The organism is Microbacterium sp. CFSPD4_SD4, from assembly GCF_057364585.1.
Genome location: NZ_JBNFOC010000009.1, coordinates 51,789 through 66,519 on the forward strand (window position 1 = coordinate 51,789; position 14,731 = coordinate 66,519).

The 14,731-nt window shown below is 71.1% G+C and carries 11 protein-coding genes and 2 pseudogenes; 7 read left to right on the top strand and 6 right to left on the bottom strand.

The window, feature by feature from the left end; translation table 11 throughout:
* Positions 1-6 precede the first annotated feature (6 nt).
* The 4 genes and pseudogenes from hpaD to AC2W7E_RS13205 form a co-directional block, all read right to left on the bottom strand.
* Complete coding sequence (hpaD, locus tag AC2W7E_RS13190) at positions 7-1,173, bottom strand: 3,4-dihydroxyphenylacetate 2,3-dioxygenase (RefSeq protein ID WP_025103809.1); 1,167 nt, start codon at positions 1,171-1,173, stop codon at positions 7-9.
* Positions 1,174-1,203: 30 nt separating this feature from the next.
* Positions 1,204-2,703, bottom strand: coding sequence for a 5-carboxymethyl-2-hydroxymuconate semialdehyde dehydrogenase (gene hpaE, locus AC2W7E_RS13195; RefSeq protein ID WP_126894097.1), 1,500 nt, complete (start codon positions 2,701-2,703; stop codon positions 1,204-1,206).
* Complete coding sequence (locus AC2W7E_RS13200) at positions 2,700-3,386, bottom strand: GntR family transcriptional regulator (RefSeq protein WP_025103811.1); 687 nt, start codon at positions 3,384-3,386, stop codon at positions 2,700-2,702. Before AC2W7E_RS13200 ends, hpaE begins: the two co-directional genes overlap by 4 nt.
* Positions 3,383-4,854: pseudogene (locus AC2W7E_RS13205) on the bottom strand (fumarylacetoacetate hydrolase family protein). Before AC2W7E_RS13205 ends, AC2W7E_RS13200 begins: the two are co-directional and overlap by 4 nt.
* Positions 4,855-4,997: 143 nt before the next feature.
* Between AC2W7E_RS13205 and AC2W7E_RS13210 the strand changes: the two are divergent.
* Positions 4,998-6,377, top strand: coding sequence for an MFS transporter (locus AC2W7E_RS13210; protein ID WP_085606813.1), 1,380 nt, complete (start codon positions 4,998-5,000; stop codon positions 6,375-6,377).
* Positions 6,378-6,434: 57 nt separating this feature from the next.
* On the opposite strand, the gene AC2W7E_RS13215 is transcribed toward AC2W7E_RS13210, so the two are convergent.
* A complete protein-coding gene (locus AC2W7E_RS13215; RefSeq protein WP_126894096.1) occupies positions 6,435-7,142 on the bottom strand; it encodes an IclR family transcriptional regulator in 708 nt (235 codons plus the stop codon).
* A 128-nt stretch (positions 7,143-7,270) separates the two neighbouring features.
* Between AC2W7E_RS13215 and AC2W7E_RS13220 the strand changes: the two are divergent.
* The 6 genes and pseudogenes from AC2W7E_RS13220 (at position 7,271) to AC2W7E_RS13245 (ending at position 13,187) form a co-directional block, all read left to right on the top strand.
* A pseudogene (locus AC2W7E_RS13220) lies at positions 7,271-9,132 on the top strand (FAD-dependent monooxygenase).
* 80 nt (positions 9,133-9,212) lie between these two features.
* Positions 9,213-10,187: an ABC transporter ATP-binding protein gene (locus AC2W7E_RS13225; protein WP_485989294.1), complete on the top strand. Its 975-nt coding sequence runs from the start codon at positions 9,213-9,215 to the stop codon at positions 10,185-10,187.
* A gap of 1 nt (position 10,188) precedes the next feature.
* Positions 10,189-10,950 carry an ABC transporter permease gene (locus tag AC2W7E_RS13230; protein ID WP_085606807.1) on the top strand — a complete coding sequence of 254 codons (762 nt, stop codon included), beginning with the start codon at positions 10,189-10,191 and terminating at the stop codon, positions 10,948-10,950.
* Positions 10,951-10,979: 29 nt separating this feature from the next.
* Positions 10,980-12,107, top strand: a complete 1,128-nt coding sequence (locus AC2W7E_RS13235; protein ID WP_085606805.1) for a sensor histidine kinase — start codon at positions 10,980-10,982, stop codon at positions 12,105-12,107.
* Positions 12,104-12,730 carry a response regulator transcription factor gene (locus AC2W7E_RS13240; RefSeq protein WP_036292686.1) on the top strand — a complete coding sequence of 209 codons (627 nt, stop codon included), beginning with the start codon at positions 12,104-12,106 and terminating at the stop codon, positions 12,728-12,730. Before AC2W7E_RS13235 ends, AC2W7E_RS13240 begins: the two co-directional genes overlap by 4 nt.
* A gap of 76 nt (positions 12,731-12,806) precedes the next feature.
* Positions 12,807-13,187, top strand: a complete 381-nt coding sequence (locus AC2W7E_RS13245) for a VOC family protein (protein WP_025103820.1) — start codon at positions 12,807-12,809, stop codon at positions 13,185-13,187.
* Positions 13,188-13,870: 683 nt separating this feature from the next.
* Here the strand turns inward: AC2W7E_RS13245 and AC2W7E_RS13250 are convergent.
* Positions 13,871-14,719 (bottom strand): PhzF family phenazine biosynthesis protein, encoded by an 849-nt coding sequence (locus AC2W7E_RS13250; RefSeq protein WP_485989295.1) that lies wholly within the window; start codon positions 14,717-14,719, stop codon positions 13,871-13,873.
* Positions 14,720-14,731: the final 12 nt, after the last annotated feature.

Consider the following 14,731-nt stretch of genomic DNA (forward strand, 5'->3'; position numbering starts at 1 on the left):
CGTCTCCTAGAGCTGGTGGCCGAGCTTGTACTCGCCCTGCTTGTACTCGGGCATCGAGGTCTCGCCCTCGTCCGCGCGGGTGTAGGAGAAGCCGTCGGCGCCGATCGTCACGGCCATCTCGCTGGAGTCCGTGCGGGCGACGACGGGCTGCGGGTTGCCGTCGAGGTCGAGCACGAGCGAGGCGTCGGTGTACCAGGAGGGCACCACCGGGGTGCCCCACCAGTCGCGGCGCTGGTTGTCGTGCACGTCCCACGTGACGACCGGGTTGTCCGGGTCGCCGGTGTAGTAGTCCTGCGTGTAGATCTCGACGCGGTGGCCGTCCGGGTCGCGCAGGTAGAGGTAGAACGCGTTGGAGACGCCGTGCCGGCCGGGGCCGCGCTCGATGGCGTCGGAGCGGCGCAGCGCCCCGAGCTTGTCGCAGATCGCGAGGATGTTGTGCTTCTCGTGCGTCGCGAAGGCGACGTGGTGCATGCGCGGACCGTCGCCGCCCGTCGCCGCGGTGTCGTGCACGGTGGGCTTGCGGCGCATCCACGCGGCGTACACGGTGCCCTCGTCGTCCTGGATGTCCTCCGTCACGCGGAAGCCGAGGTCCTGGTAGTGGCGCACCGCGCGCGGCACGTCGGGGGTGACCTGGTTGAAGTGGTCGAGGCGCACGAGCTCGCCGGGGGTGTGCAGGTCGTACCGCCAGGACAGGCGCTCCACGTGCTCGGTGGCGTAGAAGAACTCGTACGGGAAGCCCAGCGGATCGACGACGCGCACGGAGTCGCCGATGCCCTTCACGAAGCCGTTCTCCTGACGACGGACATCGCAGCCGAGTTCCGTGTAGAACTCCACGGCGCGGTCGAGGTCCTCCGCGGCGCGCACCCGGTATGAGAACGCGGCGACCGCGGCGATGGGCCCCTGACGCAGCACGAGGTTGTGGTGGATGAACTCCTCGGTCGAGCGCAGGTAGATCGCCTCGTCGTCCTCCTCGGTCACGTACAGGCCCAGGATGTCGACGTAGAACTGCCGCGAGGCGGCCAGGTCGGTCACGACGAGCTCCATGTACGCGCAGCGCAGGATGTCCGGCGGCGTGCTCTTCGGCGTCGCGACGGGGTTGTCGCTCTGGATCGGGGCCTCCTGGCTCACGTAGTAGCCGGAGGAGGTGAGGGTCTTGGCGGTCTTGTCGGTCATGTCAGCGTCCTTGCTTGTGTCCGGCGGGCGTCAGTTCTTGCCGAACGTCGGGTTGTGCGGGGTCGAGGCGAGCGTGATGTGCACGCTCTGCTGGTCGGTGTAGAAGTCGATGGAGCGGTAGCCGCCCTCGTGGCCCAGGCCCGACGCCTTCACGCCGCCGAACGGCGTGCGCAGGTCGCGGACGTTGTTGCTGTTCAGCCACACCATGCCGGCCTCGACGGACTGCGCGAACGTGTGGGCGCGCTTGAGGTCGTTCGTCCAGATGTAGGCCGCGAGGCCGTACTTCGTGTTGTTCGCGAGCGCCAGCGCCTCCTCGTCGGAGTCGAACGGGGTGATTGCGACGACCGGGCCGAAGATCTCCTCCTGGAAGATGCGGGCGTCGGGGGCCACGTCGGCGAACACCGTCGGGGCGACGAAGTTCCCCTCTTCGAAGCCCTCGGGACGACCGCCGCCGGCGACCAGACGGCCCTCGGTCTTGCCGATCTCGACGTAGGACATCACCTTGTCGTAGTGCTCGGGGTGCACGAGAGCGCCGACCTCGGTCTCGGGGTCGTGCGGGTAGCCGACCTTGACGCGCTGCGCCTGCGCGGCATAGCGCTCCACGAACTCCTCGTAGATCGAGCGCTCCACGATGATGCGGGACCCGGCGGTGCAGCGCTCGCCGTTGAGGGAGAAGACGCCGAAGATGGTCGCGTCGACGGCGGCCTCCAGGTCGGCGTCCGCGAAGACCACGGCGGGCGACTTGCCGCCGAGCTCCATCGACAGGCCCTTGAGGAACGGCGCGGCGTTGCCGAAGATGATCTGCCCCGTGCGGCTCTCGCCGGTGAAGGAGATGAGCGGCACGTCGGGGTGCTTCACCAGCGCGTCGCCGGCGTCTTCGCCGAGGCCGTTGACGAGGTTGAAGACGCCCTGCGGCAGGCCCGCCTCCTCGAAGATGCCCGCCCACAGCGAGGCGGAGAGGGGCGTGAACTCGGCAGGCTTGAGGACGACCGTGTTGCCGGTGGCGAGCGCGGGGCCGAGCTTCCAGGACTCGAGCATGAACGGCGTGTTCCACGGGGTGATGAGCCCGGCGACGCCGATCGGCTTGCGGTTGACGTAGTTCATCTGCTTGCCCGGCACCTTGAAGGCGTCGTCGGCCTGGGCGACGATCAGGTCGGCGAAGAAGCGGAAGTTCTCGGCGGCGCGGCGGGCCTGACCGAGGGCCTGCGTGATCGGCAGGCCGGAGTCGTACGACTCCAGCTCCGCGAGCCGGGCGTCCCGCGACTCCACGATGTCGGCGATCCTGTGCAGCACGCGCGAGCGCTCACGCGGGAGCATCCGCGGCCAGGGACCTTCGTCGAAGGCGCGCTTGGCGGCGGCGACGGCCCGCTCGATGTCGGCCTTCTTGCCGGCGGCGGCCGTCGTGTAGGTCTGGTTCGTCACCGGATCGAGCACGTCGAACGTGTCGCCGTCGATCGAGTCGACGAAGGCGCCGTCGATGTAGTGCTGGATGTGGTCGGGCAGGTCGGCGGGGATGCGGGAGTCGGTCATGATGCTTCTCCTTCGGCGGGGACGGAACGGGTGTGCAGGGCGTCGAGGAACGCGTCCCTCGTGCGCCACCGGTGGTTGCGGGCGGCGAGCTCGATCTCCAGCGGCTCGGCGCCGTCGCGGATCAGCTCGAGGATCTGGGTGTGCTCGTCGACCGAGTGGTGGGCGCGGCCGGGCACGTAGGCGAAGGTCGAGTCGCGGATGCCGGACAGCCGGGCCCAGCCGCGGTGCACGAGGTCGAGCAGGTGCGGGTTGGGGCACGGCTCGAACAGCACGGAGTGGAACTGCCGGTTGAGCTCGGTGAACGTGTGCGGGTCGAAGTGGTCGAGCAGGCGGCTCATGCGCTCGTTGACCTCGGCGGCCTGCGCGAGCGCGTCCGCGTCGAGCAGGGGAGCGGACAGCGCGGTGGCCGCCCCTTCGACGAGTCCGAGCGTCTGCATCGTGTGGGCGTACTCGCCCTCGTCCACGAGGGTCACGCGGGCGCCGACGTTGCGCTCAAAGGTCACGAGCCCCTCGGCCTCCAGGCGGCGGATCGCCTCGCGCACCGGGACCACGCTCATCCCCAGCTCCTCGGCGATCGGACCGAGGACCAGGCGGTAGCCAGGGCCGTAGGTGTGCGCCGAGATGCGCGCGCGGATCCAGGCGTACGCCTGCTCCGACTTGCTGGCGCTCTCGACCGTGCTCACTTCCGCTCCGCTCCGGTGCCGGTCGCCTGCTCGTAGCGGGCGCGCCATTCGGCGTTCATCGGGAAGAGGCCGTCGACCGGGTGCCCGGCGGCGACCTGCTCGGCGATCCAGGCGTCCTCGATCTCCTGGGCCACGGCGTCGGCGGCGACCTCGGCGGCGAGAGCCGGCGGGATCACGATCACGCCGTCGCTGTCGCCGACGATGATGTCGCCGGGCTGCACGGTGGCACCGCCGCACGAGATCGTCACGTCGACGTCCCACGGCACGTGCTTGCGGCCGAGCACCGAGGGTGCGCACCCTGCGAGAAGACAGGAAGCCCGATCTCGGCGACGGCCTGGAAGTCGCGGACACCGCCGTCGGTGACCACGCCCGCCGCGCCGCGGGTCTGCGCGCGCAGGGCGAGGATGTCGCCGAGCGTGCCGGTGGTCGCGTCGCCGCGGGCCTCGATGACGATGACCTCGCCTGCGGCGACCGCGTCGAACGCGCGCTTCTGGGCATTGTACCCGCCGCCGTGACTGCGGAACAGGTCTTCGCGGAACGGCACGAAGCGGAGGGTCTTGGCGGTGCCGACGATCTTCGTATCCGGGAGGTTGGCGGAGACGCCGTCGATGAAGCAGGAGTGGTGTCCGCGCTTGCGCAGCTGGGCCGAGAGGCCGGCGGTGGGGGCTTCGAGGAGCTGGGCGCGGAGCTCGGGGGTGAGCGTGGGCGCGGTGTCCTCGGCGGGCAGGCCGGCGAGCTCGCGGGAGCCCCAGGCCTCGGTGCGCTGGAGGTCGTCCACCGCGGGGAGCGAGCCGAGGTCGCCGTCGAAGGGGACATCCCCCTGCGTGACCGTCGTGACGAGGCGGCCGGACGTGGGGGCGCCGGGGGCGTCCGGGGCGTCGACCTCGATCTCGACCACGTCGCCGGGGACGATGACCGACGAGCCCGCGGGGGTGCCCGTGAGGATCACGTCGCCGGTCTCCAGCGTGAAGTGCTGGGAGAGGTCGGCGACGAGCTGGGCCAGCGGGAAGATGAGGCCGGCGGTGGTGTCGTCCTGGCGGAGCTCGCCGTTCACCCAGGCGCGCACGCGGAGGGCCGCCGGGTCGACCGTGCGGGCGTCGATCAGCTCCGGACCGAGCGGGGTGTACCCGTCGCCGCCCTTGGAGCGGACGTTGGAGCCCTTGTCGTTGGCGCGCAGATCGTAGAGACCGAGATCGTTCGAGGCGGTCACCCACTGTACGTGGTCCCAGGCGTCGGCGAGGGCGACCCGGCGGGCCGGGGCGCCGATGATCAGCGCGATCTCCCCTTCGAACGCGAGCAGCTCGGTGCCGGCGGGACGCTCGACGGTGCCGCCGGAGACCCCGACCGAACTGGCCGGCTTGAAGAAATAGGAGGGGTGGGCGGGGCGTCGACCGCGCTGGTCGGCCCGCGAGGCGTAGCTCAGGTGGATCGCGATGATCTTCCCCGGGCGGGCGATGGTGTCCGTCACGGATGCGCCTCCTCGCGCTCGTCAGGACGCATTGTGCGTCGTATCCGAAATCATATATCATCGTCTCACCCCTCGGCAAGCGGATCGGATTCACGTCCGGGCGCGCCGTGACAACGCGGTCACAAGCACAAAGGAGACACCCCATGAGCGGGCAGTCACAGGGTGGGTTCACGCCCACCGGAACCATCGCGACGGCGGCCGACCGGCGTCGTGTCGTCTTCGCCACCGTCGTCGGGACCACCGTCGAGTGGTACGACTTCTTCATCTACGCCACGGCGGTCGGGCTGGTCTTCGGACAGCTCTTCTTCGCGCCGCTCGGCGCCAACAGCGCTCTCGTCGGCTTCGCCACGGTCGGTGTGAGCTTCCTCTTCCGGCCCCTCGGCGCGTTCCTCGCCGGCCACTACGGCGACAAGCTCGGCCGCAAGGCCGTGCTGATGTGGACGCTGATCCTCATGGGGGCCGCGACCGCCCTGATCGGTCTGCTCCCCACGTACGAGACCATCGGCGTCATGGCGCCGATCCTCCTCGTGCTGCTGCGCATCGTGCAGGGCATCTCGGCCGGCGGCGAGTGGGGCGGCGCGGTGCTGATGGCCGTCGAGCACGCCCCGCGCAAGAAGCGCGGCATCTTCGGCGCCTCCCCGCAGATCGGCGTGCCGCTCGGCCTGCTGCTCGCGTCGGGGGTCATGGCGCTGATGACCGCGATCGCTCCGGGGGACCAGTTCCTCGCCTGGGGCTGGCGCGTGCCGTTCCTGCTGAGCGTCGTGCTGATCCTCGTCGGCTACTACGTCCGCCGTCGCGTGGAGGAGAGCCCGGTGTTCGCCGAGCTCGCCGAGCGCAAGGAGAAGGCGAAGATGCCGATCGTGCAGCTCTTCCGCAAGCACCTGCTGCTCGTCATCATCGCCGCCCTCGTCTTCGCCGGGAACAACGCCGTGGGCTACATGACCACCGGCGGCTACATCCAGGGCTATGCCACGAACCCCGAGGGGCCCATCGGCCTCGAGCGCGGGCCCGTGCTGTGGGCGGTCACCGGATCGGCCGTCACCTGGCTGCTCACCACGCTGCTGGCCGGCTGGGTGTCCGACCGCATCGGCCGTCGCACGACCTACCTCATCGGCTGGGTGCTCCAGCTCGTCGGCGTGTTCACGCTGTTCCCGCTCGTCAACACCGGCGAGGTGGGGCTGCTGTTCGCCGGTCTCGCGATCCTCACGATCGGCCTGGGCTTCACCTACGGGCCGCAGGCGGCGCTGTACACCGAGCTGTTCCCCGCGAGCATCCGGTTCTCCGGCGTCTCCATCTCGTACGCGATCGGCGCGATCGCCGGTGGCGCCTTCGCGCCCACGATCGCGACGTTCATCGTCGATCAGACCGGCTCCACCGAGGCGGTCACCTGGTACCTCGCGGGCATGACCCTCCTCGGCCTCGTCGCCACGCTCCTGCTGCGCGACCGCTCGGGCATCCCGCTCGGTCCGGACCACGAGGAGGAGCAGTCCGTCAGCCCGATCCGCGGGCTCGCGAAGGTCTGACCTCCCTGCCACGAGAGCGCACGTCCCTGAGGGGCGTGCGCTCTCGTGTGTTCCGGCTCAGCCCTCGAGGGCCTCGCGGATGAGGTCGGCGGAGCGCCGGAGGCGCGCGGCGATCTCCCCGTCGTCCAGGTCGGTCGCGACGTGCACGACCGCGATCGCGGCGGGACGCTGGCCGCGCAGACGCAGCGGGACGGCGACGGACTGGACCGTGGGGATGACCTCGTCGTGGCTCGTGGCGTAGCCGCGCGCGGCGGCGCTGTCGACGTCGGCGCGCAGGGCGGGGGAGATGGCGACGGGAACCTCCGCGCCGTCGAGCTGCGCGAGGATCGCCTTCCCTGGGGCGCCGACCGTGACGGAGTGCCGCGCGCCGGGCCGCTGGGCGACGCTGGCGACGGCGTGCCGCGGCTCGACGCTGGCGAGGGTGATGCACTCGGCCCCGTCCAGGACGGCGAGGAAGCAGGTCATGCCGAGCTCGTTCGCGATGGCGGTGAGCTCCGGCAGGGCCTCGGCCTGGAGGTCGTGGGCGACACCGGCGGCGAGGGCGGCCATGCGAGCGCCGAGGCTCACGGCGCCGCTCGCGTCGCGGGTGACGAGACCGTGATCCTCGAGGGTGCGGAGAAGCCGGTAGGCGATGGAGCGATGCACCTCGAGGCGTCCGGCGATGTCGTCGATGGTCAGCGCACCGCGGGCGTCGGCGAGCACCTCGAGGATGCGGATGCCGCGGCTCAGCGTCTGCGAGGCGGGGGCGGCGGGGCGCTCGGACATGGCTCTCCTTGCGATGCGCGAGGCACCGGTCTAGGCTGTGTTCAATAGTAGAACACTGTGTTCGAATATAGAACACAGTGTTCCTGGACGCAACACCCGACGAAGACGTCCGGAAGGAATCGACGACGATGCAGTTCCACCACCACGGCTATGTGTCCGGAGACCCGCGCGTGCAGGACGCCGCCGGCACCGGGATCGACCGCCCCGCCGCCCTGCCCGACGAGGTCGACGTCCTCATCGTCGGCTCCGGGCCCGCGGGCATGCTGCTCGCGGCACAGATGTCGCAGTACCCCGACATCACGACCCGCATCATCGAGAAGCGCGAGGGCCGCCTCGTCCTCGGACAGGCCGACGGCATCCAGCCCCGCAGCGTGGAGACCTTCCAGGCCTTCGGCTTCGCCGAGCGCATCATCGCCGAGGCCTACAACATCGGCTGGATGAACTTCTGGGGCCCCGACCCCGAGCACCCCGATCAGATCGTGCGGACCACCCGCACCGCCGACTACGCCTACGACATCTGCGAGTTCCCGCACCTCATCGTCAACCAGGCCCGCGTGCTGGACTACTTCGCCGAAGCGGCGGCCGACGGCCCCGGACGGATCGTGCCGGACTACGGCGTCGAATTCCTCGGGCTTACCGTGCATGAGGAGGGCGAGTACCCGGTCGAGGTGCGCGTCCGCCATGTCGGCGAAGCCGACGAACGCGTCGTCCGGGCGAAGTACGTGGTGGGCTGCGACGGCGCCCGGAGCGGCGTGCGTCAGGCGATCGGACGCACGCACGTCGGCGCGAGCGCCGCGCACGCCTGGGGCGTCATGGACGTGCTCGTCAACACCGACTTCCCGGACTGGCGCACCAAGTGCGCGATCAACTCGAAGGCGGGCAACATCCTGCACATCCCGCGGGAGGGCGGCTACCTCAGCCGCATGTACATCGACCTCGGCGAGGTCGCGGCGGACGACGACCACCGCGTGCGCCAGACGCCCATCGAGGAGATCATCCGGCGCGCCAATGCGATCCTCCACCCCTACACGCTCGATGTGAAGCAGGTCGCCTGGCACAGCGTCTACGAGGTCGGCCACCGTGTGACCGACGGCTTCGACGACGTCGACCCCGGCGTCGACCGCAGCCCGCGCGTCTTCCTCACCGGCGACGCCTGCCACACCCACAGCGCCAAGCCGGCCAGGGCATGAACGTGTCGATGCAGGACGGGTTCAACCTCGGCTGGAAGCTCGGTTCCGTGCTGAGCGGCCGTGCGCCCGAGTCGCTGCTGGCCACGTACGGCGCCGAGCGTCGTCCCGTCGCGCAGCAGCTCATCGACTTCGACCGCGAGTGGTCCAGCCTCATGGCGCGCAAGCCCGAGGAGATCTCCGACCCGAACGAGCTGGCCACGTACTACCTGGCGACGGCCGAGTTCCCGTCCGGGTTCATGACCCAGTACACGTCCTCCATGATCACCGGCACGGACGCCCACCAGGCGCTCGCCGTCGGGTACCCGCTGGGCAAGCGCTTCAAGTCGGCGGAGGTCGTGCGGGTCGGGGACGGCAACGTCGTCCACCTCGGACACCACGCGAAGGCCGACGGCCGGTGGCGGGTCTACGCGTTCGGCGACCGGACCGGCGAAGCGCTCGCCGCGTGGGCGGAGATGGCGGCGCCCGTGTTCGCACGGTTCACCCCGGCGGACGCCGACGCCGACGCCGTGTTCGACGTGAAGGCCGTGTATCAGCAGCCCTTCGAGGAGGTCGAGGTCACGACGACGCCCGAGCTCTTCCAGCCGAAGACCGGCCCGCTCGGACTCACCGACTGGGAGAAGGTCTACGCGGCCGGCCCGAGCAAGTGGTGCGGCACGGACATCTTCGAGGCGCGGGAGCTGTCCCGTGACGGCGTCGTGATCGTCGTGCGCCCGGACCAGTACGTCGCCGCGATCCTCCCGCTGGACGGGGTGGACGAGCTGGCGGGCTTCCTGGACGGTGCGCTGCTTCCCGCGCGCTGAACCTCGGCATGACACGTGTCATGCCGAGGAGATGACACCGCCCTCCGGACGGCCGCGCGCCCCGGCGCGAGGCTGGAGGCATGAACGAGACATCCGTGCAGGAGGCGGCACCGCGCGTCGCGTCGTCCTCCGCGTCCCCCGCCGTCGATGACAGACCCGTGGCGCTGGAGCTGATCGACGTGCGCAAGCACTTCGGCACCGGCGAGCGCCGCGTGCCGGCCGTCGACGGTGTCGACCTCTCCATCCGGCGCGGCGAGGTGGTCGCCCTGCTCGGCCCCAACGGCGCGGGCAAGACCACCACGCTCGACATGCTCCTCGGGCTCACCGCCCCCAGCAGCGGGACCGTGCGCGTGCTCGGGGCGGCTCCGGAACGGGCCACCGCGAACGGGGCCATCGGAGCCGTGCTGCAGACCGGGGGCCTGCTCGGCGACCTCACCGTCGGCGAGACCGTGCGGCTGATCGCCTCGCTGTACGGGCGGGAAGCCCTCGCACGCGTGCCGGAGGTGATGCGCCGTGCCGACCTCGCCGGTCTCGCGCGCCGCCGGGTGTCCAAGTGCTCGGGCGGCGAGCAGCAGCGCGTGAAGTTCGCGCTCGCGATGATCTCCGATCCCGACATCCTCGTGCTCGACGAGCCGACCGCCGGTATGGACGTCACCGCGCGGCGCCACTTCTGGGACGTGATGCGTGCCGACGCGGACGCGGGGCGCACGATCGTGTTCGCCACGCACTATCTGGAGGAGGCGGAGCAGTTCGCCCGCCGCACGGTGGTCATGCATCGGGGCACCGTTGTCGCGGACGCGCCCACCGCCCTGCTCCGTGCGAGCCTGGGCGAGCGTACGGTCTCGGCCACCGTGCCCGCCGTGTCGGACGCGCTGGTCGCCGCCCTGACCGCCGCGGAGGGCGTGAACGGTGTGCGCATCGACGGGGACCGCCTCAGCCTCCGCGCCACCGACTCCGACGCCGCCGCCCGCCTGCTGCTCGACGGGGGAGCGCACGACCTGGAGATCGCCGCCCCCACGCTCGAGACCGCCTTCACCGCCCTCACGGAGGACTGACATGACCACGACCGTCTCGCCCACCATGCTGCGCATCGAGGGGCTGCGCCAATTGCGCAACCCCTACACGCTCGCCTTCACCCTCGCCATGCCCGTGGCCATGTACCTGCTCTTCGGTGCGGGCATGGGGTACGGCACGCTCTCCGCCGGCAACGGCAACGTCTCCTTCTCCGTGATGGTCTCGATGGCGGCCTACGGCACCGCGGTGGCGATGAGCTCGCTCACCTCGCTCGCGGCCACCGAGGCCAAGCAGGGGTGGGGAAGGCAGCTCGCGATGACGCCGCTGACGACCACCGGCTACGCCCTGACGAAGCTGCTCACCGCCGTGTCGTTTGCGGCGCTCGCCCTCGTCGCGGTGTTCGTCGCCGGGCTGCTCACCGGGGCGGAGGCGGACGGCGCCTGGCGCTGGGTCGTGACCGCCGCCCTCATCCTCGGCATCGGCCTCATGTTCGGCCTCTACGGGCTCGGGGTCGGCCTGTTCTTCGGCTCCGACTCCGCCGCCGCGCTCGCGTCCATCTCGATGACCTTCTTCGCCTTCTTCGGCAACGTGTTCATGCCGCTCGACGGCGTCATGCTCGACATCGCCCGATTCACCCCGTTGTACGGCTTCGTCGCCCTGAGTCGGTGGCCGCTGACGGAGGGCGTGCTGACGACGGGGCAGACGGATGAGCTGTGGATGCTGCTCCTCAACGTCGCGGTCTGGCTCGTCGTCTTCGCGGTGCTGGTGACGGTGGGCGTGCGGCGCTCGCGGTCACGACGGTGAGCGCCCCGGCGCGACAGTAGGTTGGACGGATGACGATGCAGGAGGGCCGGGAGGCGGACGCCCGATCCGGGACGGGCAAGGACCCTTGGGCGCGGTTCGGCTGGCTGATGGCGGTCGTCTGGCTCGTGTTCCTGATCTATCCGGTCCTCGCGCTGCTCGCCTCCGCCGCTCCGCCGGCGTGGGTCGTCACGGGGTGGGTGGCGCTGGTCGCGTTCATCGTCCTCTATGTGACGGGGTTCCTGCACGGCATGCGCGGCGGAGGGGGCCTCGGTCGCACCCCCTCGCGGCGACAGTGGATCACGTTCGCCGCGCTCATCGCGTGCGCGCTGGTCACGATCCCGGCCGTGGGCGGGTCGGCGCTGAGCTTCCTGCCGTTCATCATGTCGTTCGCCTCGTACGGACTGACCCGTGCTTGGCACTGGATCACGACCATCGCCGCGCTCGTGGTGGCGGCCGGCTGCGTCTTCCTCATCCCCGACAACCTCTCCTACCTGTCCGTCCTCGCGATCGTCGCCCTCCTCGGCGTCGTGAACACGGTCTCGACCTGGCTCATCGTGCGCTCGGCGGAGGCGGAGCGGCTGGGCAGGGAGCTGGCGACCAGCGAGGGGCGGGAGGCCGTGGCGCGCGACGTGCACGACCTCATCGGCCACTCGCTGACGGTCGTCGGACTCAAGGCCCAGCTCGTGCGGCGGCTGATGGACTCCGACCCGGAGCGCGCCAAGGCCGAGCTCGCCGACATCGAACGTCTGACCGCGGAGGCCATCGCCGGAGTGCGGCAGACCGTCGCGGGTGCGCGGGCGACGACCCTCGTCGAGCAGCTCGCGTCGACCGAGGATTCGCTGCGCGCCGCGGACATCGCGCTCGTCGTGGACGGGACCCCGGACGCCCTCTCGCCGGTCCAGGCGATCACGGCGAGCTGGATCCTCCGCGAGGCGACGACCAACACGCTGCGGCACTCCGGTGCCGCGGCCGTCCGTGTGCGCATCGCTCCGGGCGTGCTCACCGTGGAGGACGACGGTGTCGGGCCCGCGTCCGCGACCGGGCATCGCGAGGGCAACGGCATCCGGGGGATGCGGGAGCGCGCGGCGGCGGCCGGCGCCGGGTTCGCCGTGCGGCCCGGCGAGGCGGCGGGCACGCGGGTGGAGGTGACGTGGTGACGGCGGCCCCGACGGTTCCGATCCGGCTGCTCATCGCCGACGACCAGGCCCTCGTCCGCGGGGCGCTCGGGGCCCTGCTCGACCTGGAGCCGGATCTCGAGGTGCAGGGCCTGGCGGCGGACGGCGCGGAGGCGCTGCGCCTGGCGGAGGAGCTGCAGCCGGACGTGTGTCTGATGGACATCCAGATGCCGGGGGTGGACGGCGTCGAGGCGACGAAACGGATCCGCGCGGCCAGCCCGCAGACGCGCGTGCTCGTGGTGACCACGTTCGCGCGACCCGGGTACCTGCGCGCGGCGCTCGACGCCGGGGCGAGTGGGTTCGTGGTGAAGGACACCCCGGCCGAGGAGCTCGCCGCGGCCGTGCGCCGCGTGCACGCCGGACTCCGGGTGCTCGATCCGAAACTCGCCGAGGAGAGCCTGTTCGAGGGAGCCAACCCGCTGAGCGACCGGGAGCGGCAGGTGCTGCGGCTGGCCGCCGACGGACGATCCGCGGCGGCCATCGCGGCGGAGGTCTTCCTGTCGGCGGGCACGGTGCGCAACCACCTCTCCGCCGCGATCGGCAAGACCGGCGCCGAGAACCGGGCGCAGGCGGTGCGGATCGCGTCCGACAAGGGCTGGCTCTGACGCCTCTGGCGGGTGTCGGAGGCCGCGCGTACTGTGAGGGCCGACGGGTGACGGAGCCCGACAGGAGGAGTGCGTGATGGACTGGAAGATCGAACTCATCTTCGTGCCGGTCAGCGATGTCGACCGGGCGAAGGACTTCTACGTGAAGATCGGTTTCCACGCCGACCATGATCAGGTGCCGTACGAGGGCCTGCGCTTCGTGCAGATGACCCCGCCGGGATCGGCCTGCTCGATCGCCTTCGGCACGGGGCTGACCAGCGGCTTGGAGCCGGGGCAGCAGAACACCATCCAGGTGGTCGTCCCCGACGCCGACGAGGCTCTCGCCCATCTGCGGGGGCTCGGGGTGGAGGCCGAGGGCGTGGACGAGCAGGACTGGGGCCGTTTCGTGCGCTTCGACGACCCGGACGGCAACACCTGGACCCTGCAGGAGCTCCCGGACTACAGCGCCCAGGGCTGACGACGGTCCCCGGGCCGGGTCTAGGGATGGGGGCCGTGTCCGGCTCCGGTTCGCGTTCGTCCCGGGTCTGGTTCGGTTCCGGAGGCTGGGGGTCGTGTGCGGTCACAGATGCACGACCTCGGGACGGATGCACGACCGGCGACAGTGTCTGGTCGTGCAGACGGAACGGAGTCGTGCATCTGTAGGCGGGCTCGGGACGCGGGGCCCTGTCGGGGCGGAGACGTACGACCTGGGGACGAGTGCACGACCAGGTGACGGATGCACGACCCGGGTGACGGGTGCACGACCGGGTGACGGATGCACGACCAGGGGACGAGTGCACGACCTGGGGTGAGTCGTGGTCGTGCACCCGTCACCGGGTCGTCCTTCCGTGCGTCATGCCCATGTGTGCTGTATGTCGCGCCGGGGCGGTCGATGTCTCGTCGGCCGCGACGGATGCACGACCGGGTGACGGATGCACGACCGAGGGTGGGTATCGGTCGTGCAGACGGCCCCGGGTCGTGCAGGTGGAACCGGGGACGTGCAGAGTGGAACCGGGGTCGTGCGGGTGTGCCTGTCGGGAAGTGCCGGAGTCGGGAGACGGGTGCACGACCGGGTGACCGATGCACGACGGGGGGAGGGGGTGTGGTCGTGCGGGCGGAACCGGGTCGTGCAGGCGGTCCGGGATCAGGGAGGTCCGGGGGTCAGGGGAGGCGGGTGGCTCCGCCGGAGACGACGAGGCCGCCGGAGGCCGGGATCGCGACGCGGAGTTCGCTCGGGCGACCGACGTGGGCGCCCTGACGGATGCGGACGGTGTCGCCCGGATAGCCCTGGGCGCGGAGATAGGCGCCGACCGAAGCGGCCGCGGACCCCGTCGCGGGATCTTCGGTGATGCGCCCCACGGGGAAGAGGTTGCGGGCCTGGATCTCGGCCGGATCCTCGGCGTGCAGCACCGTCACCGTGCCGTGCCAGCCCTGCGCGCGCATGAGAGTGGCGACCTCGGCGGGGGAGAAGCGGAACTGGTGGAAGAGCTCCCGGTCGGCGACGAAGACGATCGGATGCCAGTTGCCCGCGAACGCCTCACGGACCGGGAAGCGCGGGTCGACATCGGCCGGCTCCATCCCCAGCAGCGCGAGGAGGCGGTCACGCACGACGGGGTCGAGGTCGCGGACCTCCGGCTCGACGCTCGTGAACGACACCGTGACCCGGCCGTCCGCGTCCGCGAAGGACTCCATCGACACGTCTCCGGCCGCGGTCGCGAACACGACCGTCCCCGGACCCTGCCGCTCGGCGAGGGCCACCGCGGTCGCGACGGTCGCATGCCCGCAGAACGGCACCTCCGCAGCCGGCGACCAGTAGCGCACGCGGAAACGGGAGCCGTCCGCCGTGGCGTTCTGCACGAACGCGGTCTCCGAGTAGCCGACCTCGGCCGCGATCCGCTGCATGTCCGCCTCGTCGAGCCCGTCCGCGTCGAAGACGACCCCGGCGGGGTTGCCGCCGTCCGGCGTCGCGGCGAAGGCGCTGTAGCGCAGGACCTCAGGAGCATCCGTCATTCCGGGAGCCTA

Bases quoted from the DNA above. Each gene is read 5' to 3' on its own strand.
- hpaD (WP_025103809.1), bottom strand. From the start codon at position 1,173: ATGACCGACAAGACCGCCAAGACCCTCACCTCCTCCGGCTACTACGTG.
- hpaE (WP_126894097.1), bottom strand. From the start codon at position 2,703: ATGACCGACTCCCGCATCCCCGCCGACCTGCCCGACCACATCCAGCAC.
- AC2W7E_RS13210 (WP_085606813.1), top strand. From the start codon at position 4,998: ATGAGCGGGCAGTCACAGGGTGGGTTCACGCCCACCGGAACCATCGCG.
- AC2W7E_RS13215 (WP_126894096.1), bottom strand. From the start codon at position 7,142: ATGTCCGAGCGCCCCGCCGCCCCCGCCTCGCAGACGCTGAGCCGCGGC.
- AC2W7E_RS13225 (WP_485989294.1), top strand. From the start codon at position 9,213: ATGAACGAGACATCCGTGCAGGAGGCGGCACCGCGCGTCGCGTCGTCC.
- AC2W7E_RS13230 (WP_085606807.1), top strand. From the start codon at position 10,189: ATGACCACGACCGTCTCGCCCACCATGCTGCGCATCGAGGGGCTGCGC.
- AC2W7E_RS13235 (WP_085606805.1), top strand. From the start codon at position 10,980: ATGACGATGCAGGAGGGCCGGGAGGCGGACGCCCGATCCGGGACGGGC.
- AC2W7E_RS13245 (WP_025103820.1), top strand. From the start codon at position 12,807: ATGGACTGGAAGATCGAACTCATCTTCGTGCCGGTCAGCGATGTCGAC.
- AC2W7E_RS13250 (WP_485989295.1), bottom strand. From the start codon at position 14,719: ATGACGGATGCTCCTGAGGTCCTGCGCTACAGCGCCTTCGCCGCGACG.